At 68.3% G+C, this 24,958-nt stretch carries 18 protein-coding genes and 1 pseudogene; 10 read left to right on the forward strand and 9 right to left on the reverse strand.

The annotated features are described in order from the left end of the window. Positions 1–43: 43 nt before the first annotated feature. Positions 44–439, reverse strand: a complete 396-nt coding sequence (gene queD, locus OV427_RS25170) for a 6-carboxytetrahydropterin synthase QueD (protein ID WP_420718276.1) — start codon at positions 437–439, stop codon at positions 44–46. Between the two features lie 386 nt (positions 440–825). Here queD and OV427_RS25175 point away from each other — a divergent pair, with 386 nt between their 5' ends. The 3 genes from OV427_RS25175 to OV427_RS25185 all read left to right on the forward strand — a co-directional run bounded on the left by OV427_RS25175 (position 826) and on the right by OV427_RS25185 (position 6,458). Further along, positions 826–2,517, forward strand: coding sequence for a right-handed parallel beta-helix repeat-containing protein (locus OV427_RS25175; RefSeq protein ID WP_267858710.1), 1,692 nt, complete (start codon positions 826–828; stop codon positions 2,515–2,517). Between the two features lie 94 nt (positions 2,518–2,611). Next, positions 2,612–4,552 (forward strand): PAS domain S-box protein, encoded by a 1,941-nt coding sequence (locus tag OV427_RS25180; RefSeq protein ID WP_420718277.1) that lies wholly within the window; start codon positions 2,612–2,614, stop codon positions 4,550–4,552. Further along, positions 4,542–6,458, forward strand: a complete 1,917-nt coding sequence (locus OV427_RS25185) for an ATP-binding protein (protein ID WP_267858712.1) — start codon at positions 4,542–4,544, stop codon at positions 6,456–6,458. The genes OV427_RS25180 and OV427_RS25185 overlap by 11 nt, the downstream gene beginning before the upstream one ends. 76 nt (positions 6,459–6,534) lie before the next feature. Here OV427_RS25185 and OV427_RS25190 read toward each other — a convergent pair whose 3' ends face one another. Continuing rightward, a complete protein-coding gene (locus OV427_RS25190; RefSeq protein ID WP_267858713.1) occupies positions 6,535–7,896 on the reverse strand; it encodes a metallophosphoesterase in 1,362 nt (453 codons plus the stop codon). Further along, positions 7,893–12,296: a tetratricopeptide repeat protein gene (locus OV427_RS25195; RefSeq protein ID WP_267858714.1), complete on the reverse strand. Its 4,404-nt coding sequence runs from the start codon at positions 12,294–12,296 to the stop codon at positions 7,893–7,895. The genes OV427_RS25190 and OV427_RS25195 overlap by 4 nt, the downstream gene beginning before the upstream one ends. 194 nt (positions 12,297–12,490) lie before the next feature. Between OV427_RS25195 and OV427_RS25200 the strand changes: the two are divergent. Continuing rightward, positions 12,491–13,080, forward strand: a pseudogene (locus tag OV427_RS25200) (sensor histidine kinase); the annotation flags it as partial. Positions 13,081–13,129: 49 nt separating this feature from the next. Here the strand turns inward: OV427_RS25200 and OV427_RS25205 are convergent. The 5 genes from OV427_RS25205 to OV427_RS25225 form a co-directional block, all read right to left on the reverse strand. Further along, positions 13,130–14,944, reverse strand: a complete 1,815-nt coding sequence (locus tag OV427_RS25205; RefSeq protein WP_267858715.1) for a hypothetical protein — start codon at positions 14,942–14,944, stop codon at positions 13,130–13,132. Between the two features lie 106 nt (positions 14,945–15,050). Beyond that, positions 15,051–15,866, reverse strand: a complete 816-nt coding sequence (locus OV427_RS25210) for an isocitrate lyase/PEP mutase family protein (RefSeq protein WP_267858716.1) — start codon at positions 15,864–15,866, stop codon at positions 15,051–15,053. Positions 15,867–15,958: 92 nt separating this feature from the next. Next, positions 15,959–16,507, reverse strand: a complete 549-nt coding sequence (ogt, locus tag OV427_RS25215) for a methylated-DNA--[protein]-cysteine S-methyltransferase (protein WP_267858717.1) — start codon at positions 16,505–16,507, stop codon at positions 15,959–15,961. After that, positions 16,500–18,014, reverse strand: a complete 1,515-nt coding sequence (locus OV427_RS25220; RefSeq protein ID WP_267858718.1) for a DNA-3-methyladenine glycosylase 2 family protein — start codon at positions 18,012–18,014, stop codon at positions 16,500–16,502. The genes ogt and OV427_RS25220 overlap by 8 nt, the downstream gene beginning before the upstream one ends. A gap of 66 nt (positions 18,015–18,080) precedes the next feature. Beyond that, positions 18,081–18,989 carry a general secretion pathway protein GspE gene (locus OV427_RS25225; RefSeq protein WP_267858719.1) on the reverse strand — a complete coding sequence of 303 codons (909 nt, stop codon included), beginning with the start codon at positions 18,987–18,989 and terminating at the stop codon, positions 18,081–18,083. A 326-nt stretch (positions 18,990–19,315) separates the two neighbouring features. Here OV427_RS25225 and OV427_RS25230 point away from each other — a divergent pair, with 326 nt between their 5' ends. From OV427_RS25230 to OV427_RS25245, 4 genes are all read left to right on the forward strand, one after another. Next, complete coding sequence (locus OV427_RS25230) at positions 19,316–20,050, forward strand: MotA/TolQ/ExbB proton channel family protein (RefSeq protein ID WP_267858720.1); 735 nt, start codon at positions 19,316–19,318, stop codon at positions 20,048–20,050. Positions 20,051–20,164: 114 nt separating this feature from the next. Further along, positions 20,165–20,650, forward strand: a complete 486-nt coding sequence (locus OV427_RS25235) for an ExbD/TolR family protein (protein ID WP_267858721.1) — start codon at positions 20,165–20,167, stop codon at positions 20,648–20,650. A gap of 25 nt (positions 20,651–20,675) precedes the next feature. Beyond that, on the forward strand, positions 20,676–21,257 hold the full coding sequence (locus tag OV427_RS25240) for an ExbD/TolR family protein (protein ID WP_267858722.1): 582 nt from the start codon (positions 20,676–20,678) through the stop codon (positions 21,255–21,257). An 87-nt stretch (positions 21,258–21,344) separates the two neighbouring features. After that, complete coding sequence (locus OV427_RS25245; protein ID WP_267858723.1) at positions 21,345–22,001, forward strand: HAD family hydrolase; 657 nt, start codon at positions 21,345–21,347, stop codon at positions 21,999–22,001. A 16-nt stretch (positions 22,002–22,017) separates the two neighbouring features. Here the strand turns inward: OV427_RS25245 and OV427_RS25250 are convergent, their stop codons facing one another. Further along, complete coding sequence (locus OV427_RS25250) at positions 22,018–22,818, reverse strand: helix-turn-helix transcriptional regulator (RefSeq protein WP_267858724.1); 801 nt, start codon at positions 22,816–22,818, stop codon at positions 22,018–22,020. A 142-nt stretch (positions 22,819–22,960) separates the two neighbouring features. Between OV427_RS25250 and OV427_RS25255 the strand changes: the two genes are divergently transcribed. After that, positions 22,961–23,575 carry a putative glycolipid-binding domain-containing protein gene (locus OV427_RS25255; protein ID WP_267858725.1) on the forward strand — a complete coding sequence of 205 codons (615 nt, stop codon included), beginning with the start codon at positions 22,961–22,963 and terminating at the stop codon, positions 23,573–23,575. Positions 23,576–23,602: 27 nt separating this feature from the next. After that, positions 23,603–24,169, forward strand: coding sequence for a hypothetical protein (locus OV427_RS25260; protein ID WP_267858726.1), 567 nt, complete (start codon positions 23,603–23,605; stop codon positions 24,167–24,169). Positions 24,170–24,958 lie beyond the last annotated feature (789 nt).

Consider the following 24,958-nt stretch of genomic DNA (forward strand, 5'->3'; position numbering starts at 1 on the left):
GGAGGGAACGATACGTCAGAACGCCGGGAGCGCGGCAGGGCCCCTAGTCGTCCTCACCCTGGTAGATGCACCCACTGGTGCACGTCTCACGGACGACGACGCGGCTGAGCTGCGGGAGCGTGGGCCGCAGCCGCTTCCAGATCCACCGCGACAGGTTCTCGCTGGTGGGGTTGTCCAGGCCCTCGATCTCGTTGAGGTAGTAGTGGTCCAGCCGCATCCGGACGGGCTCGAAGGCCTCCTTGATGTCGGAGAAGTCCATCACCCAGCCGGTGCGCTCGCCCACGGGGCCGCGCACGTGGATTTCCACCCGGTAGCTGTGCCCGTGAAGCCGGCTGCACTTGTGGTTGGGGGGCACATTGGGCAGCCGGTGGGCCGCCTCGAAGGTGAATTCCTTGAAGATGTCCAAGGCGTCTCCTGACCGCGGGTGGGACGCGCTCATATCCCGCGCGCTCCTCCCCTCGTCAAGGAACGCCGGGGCGCGCCTCGGAGCATCAGCGGACCGCCCGCCCACGCGCACGTCCGCCCGCTCCCGCCCGGGCCGGCCAACTCCCTGGGTGAAAAAGAAGAAGCCCGACTCGGGAATATCTCCGCCTCCACGGGCCCACATCCGCCCGCCAGTCTGGCGAATATCGGCCTCGTGACGCATCAGCCGCGCTTCTTCCCGCATTCCGCAACCACGCGGAATCGCGATTCTCGCTTCCTTCCCCTGCGTCCCGGCAGGCATGGGTTGCCGTTGGGTGCGGGAATGAACAGCGCGGGGCCCGGAATTGGCGGCCGTCCTCGCGAGCGCCCACACGTCGCGACCCACACAAGGAGTCTCACAGGATGCGCCAACGGTTTCCGCTGATACCGGCCCTCTGCTCCGCTGTCCTGCTTTCCTCCGTCGCCTGCAATGGCAAGGGAGACCTCTCCCAAGACACCGGCGCATACCCGACTCCGGGCCAGGCCCCTTCGACGGAGACGCCCCCGGTCATCCAGCCCGACCTTCCTGGCAGCTCTGACGACGACGAGACGCCGACCCCGCCGGAAGACTCCGACCCGTCCCCCGTCCCGCTCCCCATCCCGGACCTGCCGGGCGACCCCACCCCGACGCCGACGCCCACCCCGACGCCGACTCCTACCCCCACGCCCACGCCCCCTCCGGCACCGGAGTTCTCGCGCATCCTCTGGGTGGCCACCAACGGCAGCGACAGCGCGTCCGGCACGCAGGGCGCACCGCTGCGCACGGTGACGAAGGCGCTGTCACTGCTCAAGCCGGGCGAGGCCGTGTACCTCAAGGCCGGCACCTGGTCGGAGCGTCTCAAGCTGGAGGAGAAGGGCGGCTCGGAGGCGTCGCCGCTCACCGTGAAGGCCGCGCCCGGCGCCACGGTGGTGCTCAAGCCGTCGGGCAGCGGGTCCGCGCTGGTGGACGTGCGGGGTGCGTACTGGCGCATCGAAGGGATGACGCTCGACCTGGCGGGGGATGCCTCCTTCGCGGTGTTGTGGCGGGGCGTGGGCTCGCACCACGGCGTGCTTCGCGGCTGCACGGTGAAGAACGGCACCGCGGGCGCGGGCGTCAACGTGGGCGAGAAGGCCGCCGACGTGCTCATCGAGAACAACGTCATCAGCAACTTCACCCGAGGCACCGACGACAGCCACGGCGTCATCCTGCAGACCACGTCCAAGAACGTGGTGGTGCGTGGCAATGACATCCACCACAACTCCGGGGACGCGGTGCAGTGCATCGGCCCCGAGGGCGGCGCCACCGTCTCCGGCACGCCCTTCGATAACCTCCTGGTGGAGGACAACGAGCTGCACGAGAACCGGGAGAACGGCGCGGACATCAAGACGTGCACGCGCGTCACCCTGCGCGGCAACATCGTCTGGGGCCACAAGTCCTCCACGACGTCGCGCGGCGAGGGCGTGGTGGTGCACCTGTCCGCGAAGGACGTCACGCTGGAGGACAACGTCTTCTACAACAACGGCCGCGCCATCAGCATCGGCGGCGTGCGCGTGGACGCGCCTCCCACCAACATCACCATCCGCCGCAACCTCGTCCGCGACGCGCTCGGCGGCAGCGAGGAGGGCAGCGGCATCCGCGTGGACACCTCCATCAACGTGAAGGTGCAGCAGAACACCGTGTGGAACGTGCCGGGCCCGTGCCTCATCTTCGGCCACGGCGACACCGGCCCCAGCGCCACCCTGGACGTGCGCAACAACGTCTTCGCCGGCTGCGGCGTGGCGGCACGCGGCGGGCCGGAGCGCACCAACACCGTGGTGGAATCCAATCTGTATTTCCGCTCCGGGGGCGCGGCCGTCTTCCGCCTGAATGGCGTGGACATGGACTTCACGGACTGGAAGGCGGGCAGCGGCCTGGACCGCCGCTCGCTGGAGAAGTCGCCGGCCTTCCTCAACATCGACACCGGCGACTTCCGCCTCGGTGCCAGCTCGCCTGCCCGCAACGTGGGGGCTTCGCTGGGGTTGACGTACTGCGGTGCCGCGCCGGACCTGGGTGCCTTCGAGTCGGACTGCCCCTGAGCGTCCGGGCCGTGTAGAGTGGGGCTCCCCGCCTTCCCTGGACCCCACCTACCACGTGCCGTCCTCGCTGGAATTCGCTCTCGGCATCACTCTGGTGCCTTCCGACTCGCAGGCGCGTGAGGCGCTCACCGCCTCGGCCGCGCGTGCGGGGCTTCGGGTGGTGGAGGGCCTGGAAGAGGCCTCCCTCGCCCTGGTGGACCTCACCCTGCCCGGCAGTGGCTCCGCGCTGCGGAACCTGCTCGACGGCCCCCGCGCCACCAGCCTCACACTGGTGGTGCTGGTGGAGCCCGGCGAGCGGGGCTTCGCCGCCGCGCAGGCGCTCAAGCCCGCGGACATCCTCACCATGCCGGTGGCCACGCACGAGCTGGCGTGGCGGCTCCAGTGCGCCGCCGCGCGCCACGTAGAGCGTGGGGAACAGGAGCGCAGCCAGGAGGACCTGGCCCTCCTGCTGGAGTTGACGGCGGAGTACGCGGAGAGCTCCGACGTGGAGGCGCTCCTGCACGGCGTCACCCGGCGGCTGGCGGAGAAGCTGGCCATCGCCCGCGCCACGCTGGTGATGCTCGGCCGCAACGCCGACGAGGGCGTCATCGTCGCCGCCAGTGACGACCCGACCCTCAAGGACTTGCGCATCGAGCTGTCTCGCTACCCCGAGATTCGCGAGGTGATGCGCACCGGCAAGCCGGTGGTGATGCAGGAGGCGTCCACGCACCCGCTGCTGGGCGACGTGGAGCGCCGCGCGGTGGCCGCCAGGGGCATCCACGCCATCGCCGCGCTGCCCCTGCCGGTGCGCGGGCAGGTGCGCGGCGTGCTGCTGGTGCGCGCGGCGGGCACGCGGCGCACCTTCACGCCCCGGGAAATCGACTTCCTCACCACCGTGGCGCACGCCACCGCGGTGGCGCTGCGCAACGCGTCCATCCTCCAGTCCGTGCGCGGGCAGACGGAGGTGGAGAAGACAGCGCGCCTCGCCGCCGAGGAGCAGGCGGCGTCCTTCAAGCCCTACCAGCTCTTCTTCGCGCACGTCAGCGAGGGCGTGGCCATCCTCGACGACAAGGCCTGCGTGCTGTCGCTCAACCCGTCGGGCGCGGCCATGCTGGACCTCCCCGCGGTGGAGGCGCGCGGCCGCCACCTGCACCAGGTCACCCAGCCGGTGGACGAGTGCGTGCTGATGGAGCTGGTGACGACGGCCTCGCACGGCGAGGCCCGCTCCGGCGTGGACGTGGAGGTGCGCACCGCCGCGGGCCGGCGCCTGACGCTGTCCATGTCCGCCGCGCCCATGCGCGACGAGGACGCGGCCACCATCCTCTCCTTCCGGGACGTCACCGACGCGCGCAAGATGGAGGACGAGCTGCGCCAGACGAAGGACTTCCTGGAGCGGCTCATCGACTCGTCGGTGGACGCCATCATCGCGGCGGACCTGAAGGGGCGCATCATCCTCTTCAACAAGGGCGCGGAGGCCATGTGCGGCTACACCGCGCAGGAGGCGATGACGAGCCTCACCGTCCACCAGCTCTATCCGCCCGGCGTGGCGAAGCGGGTCATGTCCATGATTCGCGCCCCCGAGCACGGCGGCAAGGGCCGCCTGTCGCTCACCCGCGAGGAGCTGCTGCACCGCTCGGGTGAGCGGGTGCCGGTGAACATGACGGCCTCCATCGTCTACGAGGGCGGCCGCGAGGTGTTCAGCGTGGGCATCTTCACGGACATGCGCGCCCGCATGCAGCTGGAGCGCAAGCTGTCCGACGTGGAGACGCGGCTGGAGGAGAGCGAGAAGAGCGCCGTCATCGTCGCGCTCGCCGGCACCGCCGCCCACGAGCTGAACCAGCCGCTCACGTCCGTCATGGGCTACGCGGAGCTGCTCAAGCGCAAGCTGAAGGAGGAGGACTTCGCCTGGAAGCCGGTGGACATCATCTACCGCGAGGCGGAGCGCATGGCGGAGATCGTCCGGAAGATTGGGAAGATCACCCGCTACGAGACGAAGTCGTACATGGGGGCGCAACAGATTCTCGACCTGGACAAGGCCACCTCCCATGAAGACTGAGCCCCGCGTCGTGCGCATTCCCGGCGGCCCCTCGGCGGAGTCCTTCCAGGCCTTCTTCGAGGCGCTCGACGCGCCCTCGGCCATGTGTGACCCGGGTCTGCGGCTGGTGGCCGTCAACGACTCCTTCCGTCGCTTCTGCGCCGAGCACCACGTGTCGGTGGACGACGTGGCGCGTGAGCTGGCCGGCGCCTGCGTGCCCGCGGACGGCGCCAGCTGCGACGTGGAGCTGCTGGGGGACCTGGCGGGCGTGGTGCTGACGCTGTCGCGCCGCGGAGACGTGGTGGCGGTGCGCGCGCGCAACGAGCCGGAGCTGGCGCGCAACCGGCTGGTGGTGGCGGAGAAGGCCCTGCTGGAGCAGGCCCGCACGGAGAGCGTGCTGCTGGATCTGGGCCGCAGCGTGGCCGAGGCCGGCGGCGAGGAGGAGCTGGTCGCGGCGGTGGCGCGCGGGGTGAAGGAGCTGTTCCCCGGGCGCTCCTTCTGCATCCGGATTACCGACGCGCGCACCGGCGGGCTGACGTCGCTCTATGCGGAAGGGCGCCTGAAGGAAGGCGCGCACGAGCCGCTGGCGCTGCTCCAGCGTGCGGTGGACAAGACGAACCTGGCGCCCACGTCGCTGCCCCCGGGCCGCGTGGCGGTGCTGGCCGAAGTGCCGCTCTTGTTCGAGGGCGGCAGGCACGGGGTGAGTGCTCCGCTGGTGGCGAGCGGGCAGCTCTTCGGCGCCATCAACATGGAGTACCCGGAGGGCTTCGACGCGGACGTGCAGCACGATGAGCGCGTCCTGTTGCAGCTCGCCAACCAGGTGGCGGTGGCGGTGAAGAACGCGAAGCTCATCGACGAGCTGACGTTCGTCCGCAAGTACCTGGAGGACCTGCTGGAGAAGGCCAACGCGCTCATCCTGGTGGCCAGCCGGGACAAGCAGGTGGTGGTCTTCAACCAGGCCATCAGCGCGCTCACCGGCTTCCGCAAGGAGGACGTGCTGGGCAAGGACCTGTTCTGGCTGGTGCCGGAGAGCGAGCACCTGCGGCTGACGCAGGTCATCGCCTCGGCCATGCGCGGCGAGTCGGTGAACAGCTTCGAGACGCGCCTGTTGTCCCGCGACGGCGGCGAGGTGCGCGTGTCCTTCGCCACCTCCTCCATGCTCACGCAGCACGGTGAGGTGGAGGGCGTCATCGCCATCGGTCAGGACATCACGGTGGTGAAGGAGCTGGAGAAGCGCATCATCCACGCGGAGAAGCTGGCCTCCATCGGCCAGCTCGCGGCCAGCGTGGTGCACGAAATCAACAACCCGATGACGGCGGTGGCCACGTACGCGGACGCGCTGCTGCAGCGCTCGCGGCTGACGCCGGGCGCGAATCCGGCGGACCAGGAGAAGCTGAAGAAGATTCTGGAGAGCAGCCACCGCATCCTGCGCTTCACGCGGGACCTCGTGAGCTATGCGCGGCCGGCGCAGGACAAGCCGGAGCGGGTGCAGCTCAACGCCGTGGTCGACATGGCGGTGGGCTTCTGCGAGCACGTGGTGGCGCAGGCGCGCGTCAGCGTGCACCGCGAGTACTCGGAGCTGCCGCCGCTGTCCGCGGTGCGCGCCAACCTGGTGCAGGTGTTCGTCAACCTCATCACCAACGCGTGCCACGCGATGCCGCCGGGCGGCTCGGTGTACCTGTCCACGGGCCGGGAGGGGCAGGACGCGGTGGTGACGGTGCGCGACACGGGCACGGGCATCGACCCCAAGCACCTGCAGCGCATCTTCGAGCCGTTCTTCACCACCAAGCCGGAGGGGAAGGGCACCGGCCTGGGCCTGTCCATCTGCCAGGGAATCGTCGAGAACCACGGCGGCCGGCTCACGGTGGAGAGCACCGTGGGTTCGGGCACCACCTTCACCGTGCGGCTGCCGCTGCCGGTGGGGTGAGGGCGGTGTTGCGCGCCGCCCATGTGGGCTGAATTCTCCGTGGGCTTCGGCTCCGCCCGGTGTGCTCACGCCCGCGCTACGGACCCAGCGTGGTGGCGGCTGGCGGGGTCCAGGTCCGCAGGAAGGCCCCGGCCTCCGTCACCTCGGCATAGGTCGTCCGGCTGAGCCTGTTGACGCGGTCCTGTTCAAGGCTGTCAATCCACGCGCTGACCTCCTCGTCCTTCGCAAGCTCAGGCAACTGCATCAGGTCCATCCAGGTGCCGGTGTTGATGTAGACGCGGTGGGCCTCCGGGCGGTGTTCACGCGCGGCATGGGTGTGGCCGCAGATGACGACGCGCGGACCAGAGCCTTCAGGAAGGTGTTCCCGGAGGACCTCCCGGTCTGTCGCACCGAGGCCACTCGGGTCGAAGAAGGAGCCGTCCTCGGAGATGTGTCGAAGTGCGGCACGGACCAGCCATCGCTCGGCTCCGCCATGAAATGCCAAGGTTCCCTTGACCGGGGGGGCTTGTCCCGCAAGCCATGCCTGCAGCGCGCGGGTTGCCACATCGGGTGATGCGCGTAGGTCGTTTCCCACTTCTGAGGCGATGGCCCTCGCGAGGGCATCCGCCAGTGAGGGAGGGGCGGAGCCCGAGGTCCGTCCAGCCGAGCCCGATTGATATGCGAGCGTCGGCGAAGGAAGGAGCTGTCGCCGGAATGCGCGCAAAAGGGCATCCCGACCTACGCCCATCGCGCCGGGGAGCAGCGAGAGCGCCCGCTTGGGTTCGAGATAGAGCAAGAGGAGAGGAACAGCGAGCTCGGGCTTGAGCAGGTCGATGAAGCTGAACTGGAGGGTCCCGGTGGTTTCGTTCCTTCGAAAAGGGCGAAGCACTTCCAAGACGAGCCGAGAGCCTGGCGGAAGCGGTAACTCCCCCGCTTGCTGAAGGGCCTTCTGGAGTTCTTCGGGTGGGACATCATTCCAGGTGTCGGAGCGGTGGCCGTGGCCGACACGCACTTCCCACTGCCCCACCTGGATGGCCCACGGGGAGGCTGCGTGGTGCAATTCCAGACGGGCTGTTTCAGGCAGCCCGAGTGCTCCGAGCAGGATGGAGCGCGTGTCCGGGTGATGAAGCTCGGGGTCGTGATTTCCTGGAATGATGACGCATCGACCGCCGCACTCCATCAGTCCACGAAGCCCTAGATAGAGAGCGCGTCCCCAGTCTGTAGCTCCAATACCGTTAACCACTGCCTGGATGAGTGCGGGGGCGCTTTTCAGGCTGAGCGTCGATGGGCGACCTGGGACGTGAAGCAGATCGAAGACATCCCCATTGAGGACGAGGGTGGTATTGGCACGCGCGTTGTGCCGTACGAATGCCGCGAGCGAGCCGCCTGAGCGGAATGCTCCGAAGTCGCCAGGAGGAGTGAGGTGGAGGTCTGAGATGACAACGAGGCGCTGGGTCATGGTGACAGGGGGGAGTAGGGGTCTTCACCCCGGGCCTTGAGTTCAAGCACGCAGTCGGCGATTGCTTGGGCGGTGAGTTCGCGTGCCGCATTCACGACATCTTCTGGGGGAGGCAGGGATGCGAAGTTTGTAGACATTTGCTTGGCGAGTGGATGGTCAATAGCTGCAGCCCGTCCCCACGCGACCAAGAGCGCGGCTTGAGCATGCTCTTCCTTCTGGGCCGCAAGTAGCGCCTTCTCAAGGTCAAGCAAGGCAAGCACTTGTCCGTACTGATCGTTGATGGTCTCCAGGAGCAAGAAGGCTTGCCCAGCCAGGACTGCGGCGCGGAGAGATTGGGCAGCCGCAAATGCTGCACGGGCGAGATATCCGTGAGCTGAGGCAATGCCAAGGTGATTGTCGGTCTGCTCGTGGAGTTTCAATGCGGCGAGGTGCGCTGTGAAGGCTTGACGTGCGTCCTGTCGATGGAGGGCGAGGTTTCCGATTCCTGAGAGAACATTGGCCTCGCCGACTCGCTCCTTGATGGAGCGGAAGATGGGCAGGGCCCGTGCGTAGGCCGCCTCCGCCTCCTGGAGGCGATTGGTGCTTAGGTACAAGTCGCCCAGGGACTGCTCGGTATTGGCCTCGCCGAGTCGCTCCTCGATGGCGCGGTAGATGGGCAGGGCCCGTGCGTAGGCCACCTCCGCCTCCTGGAGCCGGTCGGTGCTTAGGTACAAGTCGCCCAGGGACTGCTCGGTATTGGCCTCGCCGAGTCGCACCTCGATGTCGCGGTAGATGGGCAGGGCCCGTGCGTAGGCCGCTTCCGCCTTCTGGAGGCGATTGGTGCGACGGTACAAGTCGCCCAGAGCCCGCTCGGTATTGGCCTCGCCGAGTCGCTCCTTGATGGAGCGGTAGATGGGCAGGGCCCGTGCGTAGGTCGCCTCCGCCTCCTGGAGCCGGTCGGTGCGAAGGTACAAGTCGCCCAGGGACTTCTCGGTATTGGCCTCGCCGAGTCGCTCCTCGATGGCGCGGAAGATGGGCAGGGCCCGCGCGTAGGCCGCTTCCGCCTCCTGGAACCGGTCGGTGCGACGGTACAAGTCGCCCAGGGACTGCTCGGTATTGGCCTCGCCGACTCGCTCCTCGATGGCGCGGTAGATGGGCAGGGCCCGTGCGTAGGCCGCTTCCGCCTCATGGAGGTGATTGGTGCGACGGTACAAGTCGCCCAGGGACTGCTCGGTATTGGCCTCGCCGACTCGCTCCTCGATGGCGCGGTAGATGGGCAGGGCCCGTGCGTAGGCCGCCTGCGCCTCCTGGAGCCGGTCGGTGCGAAGGTATAATGCGCCCAGGGACTGCTCGGTATTGGCCTCGCCGAGTCGCTCCTCGATGGCGCGGAAGATGGGCAGGGCCCGTGCGTAGGCCGCTTCCGCCTCCTGGTGGCGATTGGTGCGAAGGTACAAGTCGCCCAGGGACTTCTCGGTATTGGCCTCGCCGAGTCGCACCTCGATGGCGCGGTAGATGGGCAGGGCCCGTGCGTAGGCCGCCTCCGCCTCCTGGAGCCGGTCGGTGCGAAGGTACAAGTCGCCCAGGGACTGCTCGGTATTGGCCTCGCCGAGTCGCACCTCGATGGCGCGGAAGATGGGCAGGGCCCGTGCGTAGGCCGCTTCCGCCTCCTGGAGGCGATTGGTACGACGGTACAAGTCGCCCAGAGCCCGCTCGGTATTGGCCTCGCCGAGTCGCTCCTTGATGGAGCGGTAGATGGGCAGGGCCCGTGCGTAGGTCGCCTCCGCCTCCTGGAGCCGGTCGGTGCGAAGGTACAAGTCGCCCAGGGCCTTTGCGGTGTTGGCTATGGAACTCTCATTCGAGAGGGTCTCCAGGATTGCCATTGCTCGCCGTCCAATTTTGATGGCGCCACGTGCAAGTCCCGAGAAGAGCATCAAACTGCTGAAATGGTAGAATGCGTCGCCAAGGCTCGTGGCAAGCATGAGTACGTCCGGCCCGATGGGCGAAGGTAGTGGCGTTCCTTCGAGCATCTGGCAAAGCGACGTGAGATTGGCCTCCTCGCGTGCTCCATGCCCAATGGCTTCCCTGGCACCGCGCTTGCCAACTCTGGCATGAAGTGAGCCCAGCCATGCGGCGAGCGCCTGGGCCATGGAGATCGCCAAGGCCAGTCGGCGCTCCTGTGGAAGTGCATCCGCGTTTCTCGCGGCATACGCACGGATGGGAGCAGGTAGCGTTAGCCGACGCTCAGCGCCCTGTTCGTCCGCCAGATTGGCGCGCAGCAGTCGCCCTTTCCTGTCCTCCGCACCAGGACCGAAGATCATTGGAAGCAGGAGGCTTGGAACTCCAGCCGGAAACCAGGAAAGCACGACGAACATCTCTGCGGTCTCTGGGTGCTTTTCCCGAAACGGTAGCCAAGAGAGGTTCAGGCTGCTGATGAGGCGCTTGAGCCGCAGGCGTGAATCCGGTGTCTGGTCCACGTCATCCACAAAGGCGCCGTCGACAAGCAACTCGATTTCGCCTCCGTGGAGGCGGTCCACAAGCTCAGAGAGCTGCACGCTGCCAATCAGCGGAGCGACCAGCATCAGGGAGAGCGGGTGCCCATCAATCCATTCCAGAAGCCTTTCGAGTTCCGGAGAAGCATGCTCCTTTGGGACAAGCAGTGCCCCTGCCGCCGAGATCAAGGCCTCACGCGCCGCCTCCGGTGGGAGTCGTCCAATCGGGAACTCCGCCTCCGCTGCACTACGCAGATTGCCAAGCCGTGTGCGCGTTGCGAGGAGAAACCGAATGCCAGAGGCTCCTCGGAGCAGCGCCTCCAGGAATTGCTGCAAGCCTGCTCGATCCGTTCGAATCAGGTCTTCGGCATTGTCCAAGACGACCAGTGCGATCAAATCCCCAAGGAACCGAGCGAGAGAAGGACCATCTGCGTGCTTCTCAGGGTCCGCTCCGAATGTAGTCGCAATCAGCACCCGGAGGGCGCCGACATCGCGTACCTCATCAAGGGAAAGCCAGATGGAACGCTGAAGGCGGAGCTGCGTGTCCTCCGTGGCCCTGCGAGCAATTCCCAGTGCCACCTCCGTCTTGCCTATGCCGGGCAGCCCCGTGACCGAAACGAGCCGCCCCTGTCGAAGGAGCGCCAGTCCTCGTCCAATCTCATTGTGCCTGCCCCTAAAATGAACCCAGGGCGGAGGTGCATTCTCGACGAGGATAACCCCCGGTGGCCGGGAGACCTTCAGCTCGGAATCGAGCAGGCCGTCGACCATCTGCTTCAGCGTCACGCTCCTGAGCCCACGAGGACGGGCGTAGTAGACGGTGGCCGCCCATTGAAGGTCCGAGTCCGAGCGTTCGCGGCGACTTTCGCTGACAGCTCGCTCAAGGTCTCCCTCGGCGGCGCCTCGAAGACTGCTCAGGAGGGTTTCGGCGATTCGCTCGGTGCCTTCGGCGCGCAGAGCGGCATGCGAGGATACCACTGCGGCAAGCCCTCCGCGCGTCGGGTTCAGCAACTGCGAGGCAAGTGCTCCGCTGACAGGATGATGGCGCGCGCCATGGCACGTCCAGAGCAGGGCGACCTGCGCCCCTCCTCTTCGCAGGACACTCGCGAGCTCGCTTGCGCTTATGGGGGTGCCCACGTCGTCTGGAAATGCCGGGTGGCCATCATCGTGAAGCCAGACCGAGCCCCCCTCTGGAAATCCATGGGCGACGAGGGAAATGAGCTCGGTGGGGTGCTCGGACTCGAGCCGGCGTGAAAGGGTGCCGAGAGAGGCATGACGGCATGGAGACCTGACCATGAACCCCAGCCCGCGAGCCGCTTCAGCGGTCTGCTCCTCATGGCGATGTAGCAATGACTCCGGGAGTGCTGAGTTCGAGGCGAACCGTCCATCTGGGTCCCGAGGATTGGCCCAGGCGACCATGATGGAGTGGCCCTCTTGGAGTTGGAAGGCATGGCTCTCCAGCCCACGGAGTGTCCGGACCAGCGAGGCGCCGTGCTCCTGAAACAGGAACCCGTGGTCGTCTGCGAGCAGCTCGAACGGTAGCTCCGCGACCTGAACAGCGGCGCCACTGTCTGGCAGGTGGAACTCGAGCCGCAAGGGACGTCGGGTCACTCGACGACGGGTCTGGATTTCCGTCCATAGCCGTTGAGTGGGCTGCCCCGGGCGGAGCAACCGTGAAAGCAGGTGCCGGCCGAACAGCAGGCCATCTTGGGAGAGTCCCGGCTCGCCTTGATGGAACATGAGGAGGAACTCCTCACCGGAAAGCGAAAGCCCTGGTATCTCCTCCTTCCCGAAGGAGAGGTTGACGGTGTCGGTGGCATCCAGGCCGCTGCGTTCACGATCGAAGAGCGTGACAGTGAAGATGCCCTCCGGTGCCTGCTCTCGATCAGAGCATCCGAGCCAGAGTTCGACTGCGTAGGCGGTGTTGTCCTGCAATGTACCCCCCGGACGATTCGCCAAGTCTAACACGCCCACTTCAATCCGTTGTTCGGCGGCTGGCATCGGCGTGAAGGGAAGGTGTCGTGTGCAGGTGCGCCACTCGCGAGTCAGTCTTTCAGCACCCGCACCAGCGAGTCCTGGGGAGCAGCCGCGCTGCTCAGCGCGCCGCAATCGCACGAATGTCCCCGGCGGCGGTGGCCACGTACGCGGATGCGCTGCTGCAGCGCTCGCGGACGACGCCGGGCGCGAATCCGGCGGACCAGGAGAAGCTGAAGAAGATTCTGGAGAGCAGCCACCGCATCCTGCGCTTCACGCGGGATTTGAGGACAAGCCGGAGCGGGTGCAGCTCAACGCCGTGGTCGACATGGCGGTGGGCTTCTGCGAGCACGTGGTGGCGCAGGCGCGCGTCAGCGTGCACCGCGAGTACTCGGAGCTGCCGCCGCTGTCCGCGGTGCGCGCCAACCTGGTGCAGGTGTTCGTCAACCTCATCACCAACGCGTGCCACGCGATGCCGCCCGGTGGCTCGGTGTACCTGTCCACGGGCCGGGAGGGGCAGGACGCGGTGGTGACGGTGCGCGACACGGGCACGGGCATCGACCCCAAGCACCTGCAGCGCATCTTCGAGCCGTTCTTCACCACCAAGCCGGAGGGGAAGGGCACCGGCCTGGGCCTGTCCATCTGCCAGGGAATCGTCGAGAACCACGGCGGCCGGCTCACGGTGGAGAGCACCGTGGGTTCGGGTACGACGTTCACCGTGCGGCTGCCGCTGCCGGTGGGGTGAGGGCGCGCGGCCCGGTGAGCCGAGCCGCGCGCCGGTGTGGGGACGCGCCCTAGAAGGAGTGCGTCACCGCGCCCGTCGTGGTGTCCTGAAGCATGTAGCCCCGCGCGAAGTCCATCCGGTACGAGGTTCCTCCGAGGTAGTAGGGCTCGGTGCGGGCGTAGCCGAAGACACCGACGCCCCCGTTGGCCATGTAGTGCTGGTACCAGGCGCCCTGGATGATGAGCACCTGGGCGCCGGCCACGGGCCACTCCTCGAGCTGGAGCATGTTGGGGCCCAGCGAGCCCCCGTCGAAGTCCTGCACCACGCCGCGGCTGATGGAGGAGTCCCACCGGTGCCGGTCCGCGCCACCACCTTTGTCGACGGGGAAGCCGCCGACGTGCGTGAAGCCGATGGCCATCCACTTCTCGTAGAAGCGGCCATACACGTAGCCAGCCTCGCTGCGGCCGTCCGCCAGGCCCAGGGCGCCCAGGCCGCTCTCCCAGATGCCGTTCATGAAGTGCTGGACCTGGCCGTTGCCCCACCGGTGCACGTACGGCCCTCCGCCAAAGCTCCGGGGCTGCCCCACCAGGTTCCGGGCCTGGTCGTGCCGGTGGAACGCCCTCAGCAACGGGTCGGGTGACTGCAACGCGCCGCAGGCGGGCGGGGTGACCTGGCCCGTCGGCCAGCTCTCGTCACCTGCCGGGAGCACCTGCCACGCAGCACGCTGGGCGGGCCCCGGCCGGCCGTTGAAGTTGGCGAAGACGTTGTAGCTGAGCTTCGTGGCACCCAGGCCGCAGTGGGCTTGCGGCACGTGCCTCAGCCCGAGCCAGTTCGTCCCTCGCGGGTCCGCCGTGTCCTTGTTCTCTTCGTCACGCCACGCGTACCAATACACGCGCTGGAACTGGGGGTAGCGGTTGAGCGTCTCCAGCACGTATTTCAGCTCGGCGGCCTGGGTGGCCTGGCGCCAGTAGTACACCTGCGAGCCGCTCCGGTTGGCGCCGAAGCCCACTTCCGTCACGTAGATGGGCTGGCCCGAGGGCACGAGCTCCCGGCCCGCGCTGTCGCGGAGGTTCCGGATGTTGAGGATGACGTCCTCGAAGTTGCCGCTCGCATAGGAGAACCCCTTCTGCGAGGGCAGCACGTTGAGGTTGCCGTACGCGTGCATCCCGATGGCGTCACCCGGCAGCACGTTGCGCCCCTGGGCCGCCTTGAAGTTGCGGACGGGCGTGGAGTCATAGACCTGCCGGAACAGGACGTCGTCGTCCCACCGCGACAGGGCGCCCATGATGAGCTTCCGGGTGCCGCCACGCCCCTTGTAGTGCTCGTAGGCGCGCACGCACAGCAGCGCGAACTCCTCCCCCATGAAGCGACCGTCGGTGCGCCGCATGTCATAAACGTCGGGCTCGTTCCAGAGCTCCCACGCCTCGACGCCATACGACGTACCATTCACGTTGGTGTACGTCGTGTCGTGCCAGTCGAGGGCTTCCTTGAAGATGGGCACGAACCGGTTGTCGAAGTCCTGGGGGCCGGAGGTGTTCACGGGCTTGACGCTCTTGTTGAGCATCGAGTTCACCGTCAACACGCCGATGACGCGGATGCTCCGCTCACCCGCCCACTGGACGATGTTCTTGTACGAGGTGATGTACGTGCTTCGTTCGGGTTCGCTGTCCGGATAGATGAATTCGACCCGGATGTGGCTCGCCCCGATGTTCTTGAGGTCGTCGAGCTGGCGCGGCCCGAGCTGCTGGACGGTCTTGTCCCCTGTGTAGAGCCAGCCGGTGACGACGCCCGTCTCCACTGCCTGGGAGACACCAGGTGACAGCGCGCAAAGGCACAGCAGTAGCAAGGCCAGGACGCGAGGTCCGGCCCAAGGCATCTTCGACATGTGGTGATTCCCCCTCTTCAGACGGAAGGGCAACACGGCCCTTCCGCCTTCCAACCTATACCGACATGACGGAGTGACTCAGCTTCAATCCGGTGAACACCTGGAGTCAGCGCGCCGCCATCAGCGCGTTGAGCTGGGGGTAGGGCATCGCCCCCTCCGCCAGCGACGCGGTGGCGCCGTCCTTCAGGAAGGCGGTGGCCAGCGCGGCGGCTCTACCGAAGACAGCCTGGGCGATGCCCGCGCCCGCGCTGAGACGCCGGACGCCCAGGGACGCGAGCTCCGCGGGGGAGGGGAGTCCGGGGACCGCCATGACGTTCAGCGGAAGCTTCGCCGCCGAGGCAATCGCCCGGATGTCCGCTGCGTCCGACACGCCCGGAACGAAGAGTCCGTCCGCCCCCGCCGCGCGATAGCGCTCGGCGCGCTTCAGGGCCTCCTCGACGCGGCGCTCCTTGGGCGCCAGCCCGCGCAGGAAGACGTCCGTGCGCACGTTGACGAACAGGTCCACGCCGAGGCGGGCGCTGGCGCGCTTCACCTGCTCCAGCTTCGCGCAGAGGAGGTCCGGCGCCTCGCTGCCGTCCTCGATGTTGATGCCCACCGCGCCCGCCTCCATCACCGCGGCGACCGTCTCGCCCACGGCGGCGGGGTCATTCGAGTAGCCACCCTCCATGTCCACGGTGAGCGGCACCCGGATGACGCGCGTCATCTCCGCCACCGTCGCGGCGAGCAGGCGCACCGGCAGGTGGTCTCCATCCGCGTAGCCGTGCGCCCACGCCACGCCGGCGCTGGTCGTGGCGACGGCCTTGGAGCCCAGGCTCTCCATCAGCCGCGCGCTGCCGGCATCCCAGGCATTGGTGAGCAGCAGCAACCCTTCGGTGTGCAGCTGGCGGAACACCTGCGCGTTCATCGATTGGGACGAGGTCATGAGATGGGGCCTTCCTTTCAGTGGGCACAGGAATGCATTCCAGCGTGCGGGTTCGCACGACGTTTTCACGCACGAAATCGCGGCGTTGATTGCTACCGGGCGAACGGCAGGAGCGACTGGGGGGCGCCGTGGCCCTCGTGCGCGAGCAGCCAGCGCTTCCGCTCGATTCCGCCGCCATAGCCGGTGAGCGACCCATTGGCGCCCACGACGCGATGGCAGGGCACGACGATGCCCACCGGATTGGAGCCATTCGCGTGCCCCACCGCGCGCACCGCGGCCGGGCGTTCGATGCGGCGCGCGAGCTCGGAGTACGAGACTGTCGTACCACACGGGATGTCGCGCAGCGCGGCCCACACCGTCCGCTGGAAGGGCGTGCCGCCCGTCTCCACGGGCAGGCCGGTGATGACGCCGAGGTCTCCCGCGAAGTAGCGGCCCATCGTCGCGGTGAGGCCCCCGGGGTTCTTCTCCGGCACCAGCTCGAAGCCGCGCTCTCCGTAGTGCAGGCGCAGCAACTGGAGCATGCGGGCTTCGTAGTCCGTCCAGTCGAGGGCGCGCAGCCGGCCTTCACGGTCGGCGACGATGACCAGCTCACCAATCGGCGTCTCGGTCCGGTCGATGAACAGGCGCAGGGGCTCAGCCATGACGGGCCTCCCGGGCCTGCTGGCTCAGCACCGCATCGGCGGCCCAGAGGTGTTGCGCGGCATAGGCCCGCCACGGTCTCCAGGGCTCCGCGCGTTGCAGCAAATCCTCGGGCGTTGGCCGCTCGCCCGCGTCGTTGGCCGCGCCTCGAAGCAACGCGACGTCGCTGGCCGGAAACGCGTCCGTCTCGCGCAGGGCGCGCAGCGCGATGTACTGCGCCGTCCACTCCCCCACGCCCCGGATGGAGCGCAGCCGGGCAATCGCCTCCTCCACCGTGCCGAAGGGACGGAAGAGGTGGGGGTCCGCCAGCGCCGCCTCCGCCAGCGCCTTGAGCGACGCCCGCCGCGCCGACGGCATGCCCAGCGCACCCAGGTTCGCCGAGGCCACGCGCTCCGGCGAGGGGAACGCGCGGGACAGCGCCGCGTGGAGGCTCGCGGACTCGGGCAGGACCTCTCCGCACAGGGCCACCAGTCGCTGAGCGAGCTGCCGCGCCGCGACCACCGTCACCTGCTGTCCCAGGATGGCCCGCATCGCGAGCTCGAACCCGTCCCACCCACCCGGCGCGCGCAGGCCCGGGCGCTGCGCCAGCAGCGGCGCCAGGAACGGGTCTCTCGACAGGTGCGCGCCAATGGTCTCGATGTCCGCGCCCACGTCGAACACCCGCCGCACGCGCGCCAGGATGGCGGGAAGCGAGCGCACGTCCGGGAAGCGCACCGTGACGACCAGGTTGTTCCGTGCCGGCTCGTGCTGGACCTCCACCGTGCCGAGCCGTCCGTCCTGCGCCACCGTCCTCCGGTAGCGTCCATCCACCCACTGCTCGACGCCGTCGATGGCGCGCGCTTCCAGATAGGCCAGCATCGCCGCCCAGTCATACGGCGGGCGGTAGCGGAGCCGGAGCGTCACGCCCGCCTCGCCCACGGAGCCCGCGGGCAGCTCCGTCAAAGCCTTGCGTCGCAGCTCGCTCGGCGGGCGATGATACAAGTCATGAAATGTCTCATTGAAGCGCCGGACGCTGCCGAAGCCGGCGGCGAGCGCCACCTCCGCCATCGGCATCCGGGTCTCCTGGATGAGCTGCTTGGCGAAGAGCACCCGCCGCGTCTGGGCCACGGCCACCGGTGACGCCCCCAGGTGCTGCTTGAACAGCCGGCGAAGCTGGCGCCCGCCCACCCCCAGGCGCTCGGCCACTTCGTCGACGCCCGCCTCGCCCCCATCCAGTCCGCCGTCCGCGATGATGGCCAGTGCGCGGGACACGGTGTTGGACGTCCCGCGCCACGAGGCCAGGTCCGGGGCCGTCTCCGGCCGGCAGCGCAGGCACGGCCGGAAGCCCGCCTCCTGCGCGGCGGCGGCCGAGGCATGGAAGGTACAGTTCTTGAGGAACGGCGTCCGCGCAGGGCAGATGGGGCGGCAGTAGATGCCCGTCGACGTCACCCCGACGAACAGGCGTCCATCGAACCGGGCATCACGGGTCTGGAGCACGCGGTAGCACGCGTCGTGGTCGAGCAGGTCCATGGCCAGACCCTTCTCATGTCCGGCTGAAGCGCTCTCGCGGTTTTCGGACATGACCCCCCCAGCCCGTCAGCGCTCGCCCTCGTCGTCCAGCTCGCGGGTGAACTCCTCCTTCGACAGCAATCCCTTGCGCGCCATGATCCGCATCAGCGCCCAGAACTTCCGCTCCAGCTCTTCGATTCGGTCCGGGTCCTCGCGGGCCTGCCCGAAGAGATAATCCAGGTCATCCAGCACGCCGCCCGCGCTCGCCGCCGGCTTCGGCTTCGGCTTCGCCGCCTGGGCCTGCCCGCGCCGCTGCTTGCGCTGCTCCTCCCGCTCGCGGATCAACTCCGCCAGGGACGTGCGCTGGGTCGTCTCTCCCGGCGGCAATTCCTCTCCGACGATGACCTCGTCTGCCTCCTCCTCCTCGGGAGGAGGCGGCGCCTTCGCCACCGGCACCGCGGGCCTCGCCGGCACTGCAGTGGGCCGGGCCGCCACCGGAGCGCGCGGCGCCGGGGCCGGAGCCGCGGTGCCCGTCCCGTTGGCTACCGCCACCGGCACCTTGTGGTAGTAGCGCAGAATCGCGCTGCGCACCGCCGACAGGGCCGCCACGCGCGTGCTCACCTTCAGGCCGGTGGTGAACTCGATTTCCTCCACCGCCGTCACGTTGAGCGGATCACTCATCGCCACCACGAGCTGCCGCCGCCCGCCCACGCTCTCCAGTGCGATGGGGAACAAATCGTGCTGCTCGCAGAAGCGCGCTCGCAGGAGGTGCACCGCCGCCCACTCCGGGGTGATCGCCGCCAGGTCCACCTGGGGCAGCCCCAGCGCCTGGCTCAGTGCGCCCGCCAGCGTGGCCTCCGTAATCACGCCCTGCGCGATGAGCGCGGCCCCCAATCGCTGTCCCGACTTGCGGTGCGCGGCCAGACCCGCCTCGAGCTGCGCGACGCTGATCGCCCGCTGCTCCAGGAGCAGCTCGCCAATGCGCTTCCTCGCCATGACGCCGCGCTTAGCATGCGTTCACGGGGCCCGGAAGCGTGCGCCGTGTCACATCCGACTCGGCTTGGGAATACCCCCGAAAATGCCTGCCCTGCTGCTGGGGAGACCGGCTGGCAAGGGGTGGACCGGCGCAAAATTCCTGTGAGATTTCAGCACTTAACGTCGCTGGGCCCGCCTTGACACCCCTGCTCTGCATTCCTAAAGTCGGCACACCGTTTTCAACACCCATTCCTGCCGCCCATGAGGGTGGATCATCCGCCCGGGGGGGCGGCAGGCATGTAAGACCCGCCTCGGCGGGTCCAGCCGCCTAGTGGAGGCATCAAGCGATGAACCTGGGGTTTCTGACGAATCTGACCGTACTTGCGAACACCGGCGGCCCCGAGCGCAGCCTCTTCGAGGAAATCGCGCGCCGCTGGGAGGCCGGTCAGTGGGGCATGTACCCCATCGCCGTCTGCCTCGTGATTGCGCTGTCCATCATGGTGGAGCGCGGCATCGTCCTGTTCGGCAAGGCCTCCATCAACAAGGAAGCCTTCCTGCGCGGCCTGAAGAAGCACATCTACGCCGGTGACCTGGACAAGGCCATCAACTACGTGGCCGGCCAGAAGTCCACGCCGCTCACCAACGTCATCAAGGCCGGCCTGATGAACGTTCCCAAGGGCAACGACGAGGTCCAGGCCGCCCTGGACGAGGCCAGCCTGCGCGAGACGCCTCGCCTGGAGGCCCGCACCGGCTACCTCGCCATGCTCGGCAACGCGGCGATGCTCGCCGGTCTGCTCGGCACGGTGTCCGGTCTCATCTCCTGCTTCGAGGCCGTGGCCAACGTGAACCCGGCCGACAAGGCCACCATTCTCGCCAACGGCATCTCGGAAGCCATGAACTGCACGGGCTTCGGGCTCGTGACGGCCATCCCCGCCCTGGTCGCCTTCTCCGTGCTGATGGGCCGCACGCAGTCGCTCATCAACGACATCAACGAGACCAGCGTCTCCGTCCTCAACCTCATCGTGGCCAACAAGGACAAGTTCAAGAACATGAACGTCCCCGCGGCCCGCGACGAGGAGTAGTCGGTCGGGAACCCGGTGCCCGGGCGCGCTGTCCTGTCCCCTCGGGGACGCACGGCGCGCCCTTTGTAATCTTTCTGGCTCCTCACGGGGCCGCGGCCGAAGGAGAGAAACGCCATGGCCGGCGGAATGGACACAGGTCAAGGTGGCAAGGGCAAGAAGTCGCTCGACGTCGCCATCAACCTGACCGCATTCATCGACCTGATGGCTGTGACCATCAGCTTCCTCATCATGACGGCAGTCTGGACCCAGATTGGCCGGCTCCAGGTCTCCCAGGCGGGAGGCCCTTCCACGGAGGAGCAGCAGGAGGAGGAGAAGACCAAGACGGTCCAGCTCAACCTGCTGATTACCCCCACGGAGCTGCGGCTGACGGCGGACCAGAGCGCCTTCGACCCGATTCCCCTCACCAAGGATGCCAAGGGCAAGACGGACCTGACCAAGCTGATTGCGCGCTTCAAGGAACTGAAGGCGCAGCTGCCGGACCAGACCGCCATCACCCTGCAGCCCGAGGACAAGGTCCGCTACGAGGACCTGGTTCGCATCATCGACGAGTGCATCGGCTCCGGGTTGCCCCAGGTGTCGGTGTCCGCGGCGATGGGCTAGCCATACACGGAGCTAACGACACGTCATGGCCATCCAGGTCCCAGGCAAGCGGTACGGCAAGCGTCTCCAGCACTCCAAGGTGTTCGGACACGGCGCGCACGGCAAGAAGAGCGGCTACGCCGACCTCCTCATCACCCCGCTCGTCGACATGTTCGTCATCATCGTGCTCTTCCTCATCGCGAACTTCTCCGCGACGGGCGAGGTGCTGATGATGACCAAGGACATCGAGCTTCCCGAGGCAATCAACGTCAAGGAAGTGGAGATGCACCCTGTCGTCATGGTGTCCAACGACCAGATCAGCGTGTCGGGCACCATCGTCGGCCGCGTCGAAGACTTCTCCAAGGACGAGTACCTCAACATTCCCGCGCTGGAGGAGAAGCTGCGGGACATGAAGAAGCAGTACGAGGACCTCCACGCCATGGCGAAGGACGAGGAGGGCGGCTTCAAGGGCGACATCAACATCCAGGCCCACAAGGACGTCGAGTACTCCATCATCAAGCGGGTGATGTTCAGCTGCGCCACGGCCGGCTACCAGAACATCAACTTCGCGGTGATGACCGTCGCTGGCGACGCGCCCCCGGGCCCCACGGCCCAGGTCACGCCGTAGTCAGCACCTGAATCGCGGGCCCTCGCGCCCCGGACGCCCTGGCCCACCGGCCGGGGCGTTTTCGTTTTGTCTGGAGACTTCAATCCCATGCAGCTTCGCGCCGTCATCTTCGACCTCGATGGGACACTGGTGGACTCGCTGGGGGACATCGCGGACGCGATGAACCATGCCCTCACCCACCACGGCCTGCCTGCGCATCCGGAAGCCGCCTACCTGCGCTTCGTGGGTGAGGGCGTGAAGGAGTTGGTGCGCCGGGCGGTGCCGGCCGGGCGCGAGGAAATGCACGCGCCGGTGCTGGCCACCTGGCGCGGGTACTACGACGCGCACCTGCTCGACCGGACGCGGCCCTATCCGGGCATCCCCGCGATGCTGACGGCGCTGGGGGAGACGGGCGCGCGGCTGGCGGTGCTGAGCAACAAGTCGGACGTCTTCGTGAAGCGGCTCGTCTCACAGCTGCTGCCGGGAGTGGCCTTCGACGCCGTGTATGGCGAGCGGCCGGGCATGCCTCGCAAGCCGGACCCGACGGCGGCGCTGGCGCTGGCGGCGGAGCTGGGCGTGTTGCCCGGCGCGTGCGGCTTCGTGGGTGACACCTCCGTGGACATGGACACGGCGCGCGCGGCGGGCATGTACGGCGTGGGCGTCACCTGGGGCTTCCGGAGCCATGAGCTCGAGGCGCACGGCGCTCGCGCGGTGAGCACCACCGCGGAGGAATTGCTGGCGGCGCTGCGCGACGCGCGGCCGTGAGCTTCCGAGCCGGGGCTCAGGCGTTGAAGGGCAGCCGTCCCTTCCGCGTGGCGCCCGGGGTGCGCCCGTAGCGGCGCATGAAGGCATTGCCCAGGTGGCCCTGGTTGGCGAAGCCGGCCTCCAGCGCCACCTCGGCCAGCGGCAGCCGCGTGTCCAGCAGCAGGGCGAGCGCATGCCGCAGCCGGACCTCCTGCTGGTGCTGGTGGATGCCCGTCCCCATCACCCGGCGGAACACCCGGCACGCGTGGAAGACGGACACGCCCGCGCCTTCCGCCAGTTCCTCCAGCGAGAGGCGCTCGTCGAAGCGCAGGGAGACCTCGTGGGCAATCGCTCCGGCGAGGTTCCGCTCGCGCGCGTTGGGCGCGCTGCCCGCGGTAGCACGTGGCTCGGAGCGGGACACCGTCAGGCACAGCGCTTCCTCCACCTGGAGGCGCTCCACGGGCTCCTGGCGGGCGACGCGGGCCAGCAGGGCCTGGAGGCGCACGTAGGCCTCGGCGCTGACGGCGAATGTCGCGGTGGCCGGGTCCACGAAGCGCCGCACCCAGGGGCCGCGCACGGAGAGGCAGGCGTCGCCTCCGCCGTGAGGGTGGCTGATTTGACAGGGGTTGTTCGCGCGCATGAACAGGCCGGTGCCCGGGCCCACCACGGTGCGTGTCCTCGCGTCGCGGAACTGGAAGCGGCCGTGCAGCGCGAGCACCAGGCTCTCGCTGGCCGCGTACTCGTCCTTCAGTCGCGGGGCGTCGTGGCCATCACACGTCACGCGGATGAGCTGGAGGTCCGATTCGCGGAGCAGGGGCGAGGCGTGCAGGCGCGGCATGCCGCCACCATGGCAAGCCGCCCGGGCTCCGGACAAGCGCGGCGAGCGTGGACTCCGGACGAGCGCCGCGAGCGTGCGCCAGGCAACGCCGGGAGCAAGGACGTGTAAGACGGCGCGCGCGGCCCGCCCTACCATCTCGCGCATGACTTCCCAGCGCACCGAGTCGACCCCTGGCACGGCTCCCGCGTCGCGGTGTCTCCGCGCGCTCATCTGGCATCGGATGGAGCAGCCAGGGAGCGAGTACTTCGAGCTGCGGGAGTCCGCCGACGGCTGGACGCTGACCGGCTCGGTGGTGCTCGCGGAGGACGGCCTGCCGTACGCGGCGGACTACACCCTCCACTGTGACAAGCAGTGGCTGACGCGCGAGGCGCGCATCCTGCTGCGGCGTGGAGGCGTGGAGCAGTCCCTCTCCCTTCGCGTCGATGCGCAGCAACGCTGGTGGCGGGGCGCGGAGGAGGTGCCTCAATTCCGTGGGTGCTCGGACATCGACCTCGCCTTCACGCCCTCGACGAACACGCTGCCCATCCGCCGGCTCGCGCTGGAGGTGGGGCAGGGGGCTGACGTCACGGCCGCGTGGGTCCGCATGCCGGACCTGTCCCTGGTGACACTGCCTCAGCGGTACACACGGCTGACGCCATCGCGCTACCGGTACGAGAGCAACGGCGGAAGCTTCGTGGCCGAGGTGGACACGGACGAGCTGGGCCTCGTCCTGAATTATCCGCCCGGCTGGGAGCGCGTCGCCACGACGAAGGGCTGAGCCGCTTCAACTCTGGAGGGAGTCACCATGTCGAGTCACGCGACCCCGCTCTCCGAGCGGGCACTGGCACTGCTGCGCGCGGAAGGGCCCCTGGCCGTACACGCGGACAAGTTGATGCTGTTCGGCCGCTTCGTCGGAGCCTGGGACGCGGAGGTGGTGTTCTACGGCGAGGACGGGAAGGAAGTCTTCCGCCAGCCCGGGGAGTGGTCCTTCTCGTGGGCGCTCGACGGGCGCGCCATCCAGGACGTGCTCATCTACCCCAATGCCGAGGCGGGCCTGAGCGCGGCCGTGGGCGAGCGGCGCATCGGCACCACGCTGCGCCACTACGACGCGAAGGCGGACCACTGGCGCGTCGTGTGGCTCGGCGCCACCACGGGGTTCCTCGCCGTCCTGACTGGCAGGCCCGTGGGCGGGGAAATCCACATCGAGGGGCCGGACCCGGAGGGCCACCTGCTGCGCTGGATGTTCACCGCCATCACCGAGGACTCCTTCCTCTGGCGCGGCCTCCTCTCGAAAGACGGCGGCGCCACCTGGCGCGTGACGCAGGAGATGCCCTGTCGCCGTCGCGGGGCCCAGGGCACGACGCGCGCCTGACGTCACCCCCGGGTGCGGCTCAGAACCACGGAGAGGCCGCCTCCCCGATGCACACGGCAAGGGCACCCACCGTGTGGCGACAGCGTCCGTCCGCGACGTCCGGCTTGGCGCAACCTGGTTGCTGCTGCTGAGAGCGGGCTCCTAAGCTGGCAAAGGCTGTCCCTCACCCATACAGAGGTGTCATGCTTCGCCCACAACGAATGGCATTGCTTTGCCTCATTGCCGCCTTTGCTACGCTACCGCTCAGCAGCAGCGCGCAAACCCCTCCCCTCGTCATCACCAGTGTCAGCGTCGACTTGGAGGCCCAGCAGCTCTCCATCTTCGGCTCGAACTTCGGCGACGCAGCACCCGCCGTCAGCCTCGCTGGTATGGGACTCATCATCCAGAGTCACAGCTCGACGGCGGTTGTGGCGCACCTCCCCGCGCCCGTCGCCGCGCTGCCCGGCACCTACCTCCTGACGGTGACGGCGTTGGACCCCGCTGCGAGCGGCTACGACCGATTCAACGTCAGCATTGGCACGGGAGGTCCGGCAGGTCCGAAGGGAGACGTCGGGCCCCCTGGTCCTCAAGGTCCTTCGGGGCCCCAAGGCCCGACTGGAGCTCCTGGTGCGACTGGCGTCGCGGGGTCAACCGGGCCCTCGGGAGCTCAGGGGCCGCAGGGACCTCAAGGTCCGTCCGGTCCTCAGGGCGCTCAGGGGCTCAAAGGAGACACGGGCCCGGCGGGCCCGTCCGGTCCAGAGGGACCTCCTGGTCCGGCGGCGGAGGCCTCTGGCCGCGGTAACTCTGTCA

It is taken from the genome of Pyxidicoccus sp. MSG2 (genome assembly GCF_026626705.1).
Taxonomy (GTDB): Bacteria; Myxococcota; Myxococcia; order Myxococcales; family Myxococcaceae; genus Myxococcus.

Bases quoted from the DNA above. Each gene is read 5' to 3' on its own strand.
- queD (WP_420718276.1), bottom strand. From the start codon at position 439: ATGAGCGCGTCCCACCCGCGGTCAGGAGACGCCTTGGACATCTTCAAG.
- OV427_RS25175 (WP_267858710.1), top strand. From the start codon at position 826: ATGCGCCAACGGTTTCCGCTGATACCGGCCCTCTGCTCCGCTGTCCTG.
- OV427_RS25185 (WP_267858712.1), top strand. From the start codon at position 4,542: ATGAAGACTGAGCCCCGCGTCGTGCGCATTCCCGGCGGCCCCTCGGCG.
- OV427_RS25190 (WP_267858713.1), bottom strand. From the start codon at position 7,896: ATGACCCAGCGCCTCGTTGTCATCTCAGACCTCCACCTCACTCCTCCT.
- OV427_RS25205 (WP_267858715.1), bottom strand. From the start codon at position 14,944: ATGTCGAAGATGCCTTGGGCCGGACCTCGCGTCCTGGCCTTGCTACTG.
- OV427_RS25210 (WP_267858716.1), bottom strand. From the start codon at position 15,866: ATGACCTCGTCCCAATCGATGAACGCGCAGGTGTTCCGCCAGCTGCAC.
- ogt (WP_267858717.1), bottom strand. From the start codon at position 16,507: ATGGCTGAGCCCCTGCGCCTGTTCATCGACCGGACCGAGACGCCGATT.
- OV427_RS25220 (WP_267858718.1), bottom strand. From the start codon at position 18,014: ATGGACCTGCTCGACCACGACGCGTGCTACCGCGTGCTCCAGACCCGT.
- OV427_RS25225 (WP_267858719.1), bottom strand. From the start codon at position 18,989: ATGGCGAGGAAGCGCATTGGCGAGCTGCTCCTGGAGCAGCGGGCGATC.
- OV427_RS25230 (WP_267858720.1), top strand. From the start codon at position 19,316: ATGAACCTGGGGTTTCTGACGAATCTGACCGTACTTGCGAACACCGGC.
- OV427_RS25235 (WP_267858721.1), top strand. From the start codon at position 20,165: ATGGCCGGCGGAATGGACACAGGTCAAGGTGGCAAGGGCAAGAAGTCG.
- OV427_RS25240 (WP_267858722.1), top strand. From the start codon at position 20,676: ATGGCCATCCAGGTCCCAGGCAAGCGGTACGGCAAGCGTCTCCAGCAC.
- OV427_RS25245 (WP_267858723.1), top strand. From the start codon at position 21,345: ATGCAGCTTCGCGCCGTCATCTTCGACCTCGATGGGACACTGGTGGAC.
- OV427_RS25250 (WP_267858724.1), bottom strand. From the start codon at position 22,818: ATGCCGCGCCTGCACGCCTCGCCCCTGCTCCGCGAATCGGACCTCCAG.
- OV427_RS25255 (WP_267858725.1), top strand. From the start codon at position 22,961: ATGACTTCCCAGCGCACCGAGTCGACCCCTGGCACGGCTCCCGCGTCG.
- OV427_RS25260 (WP_267858726.1), top strand. From the start codon at position 23,603: ATGTCGAGTCACGCGACCCCGCTCTCCGAGCGGGCACTGGCACTGCTG.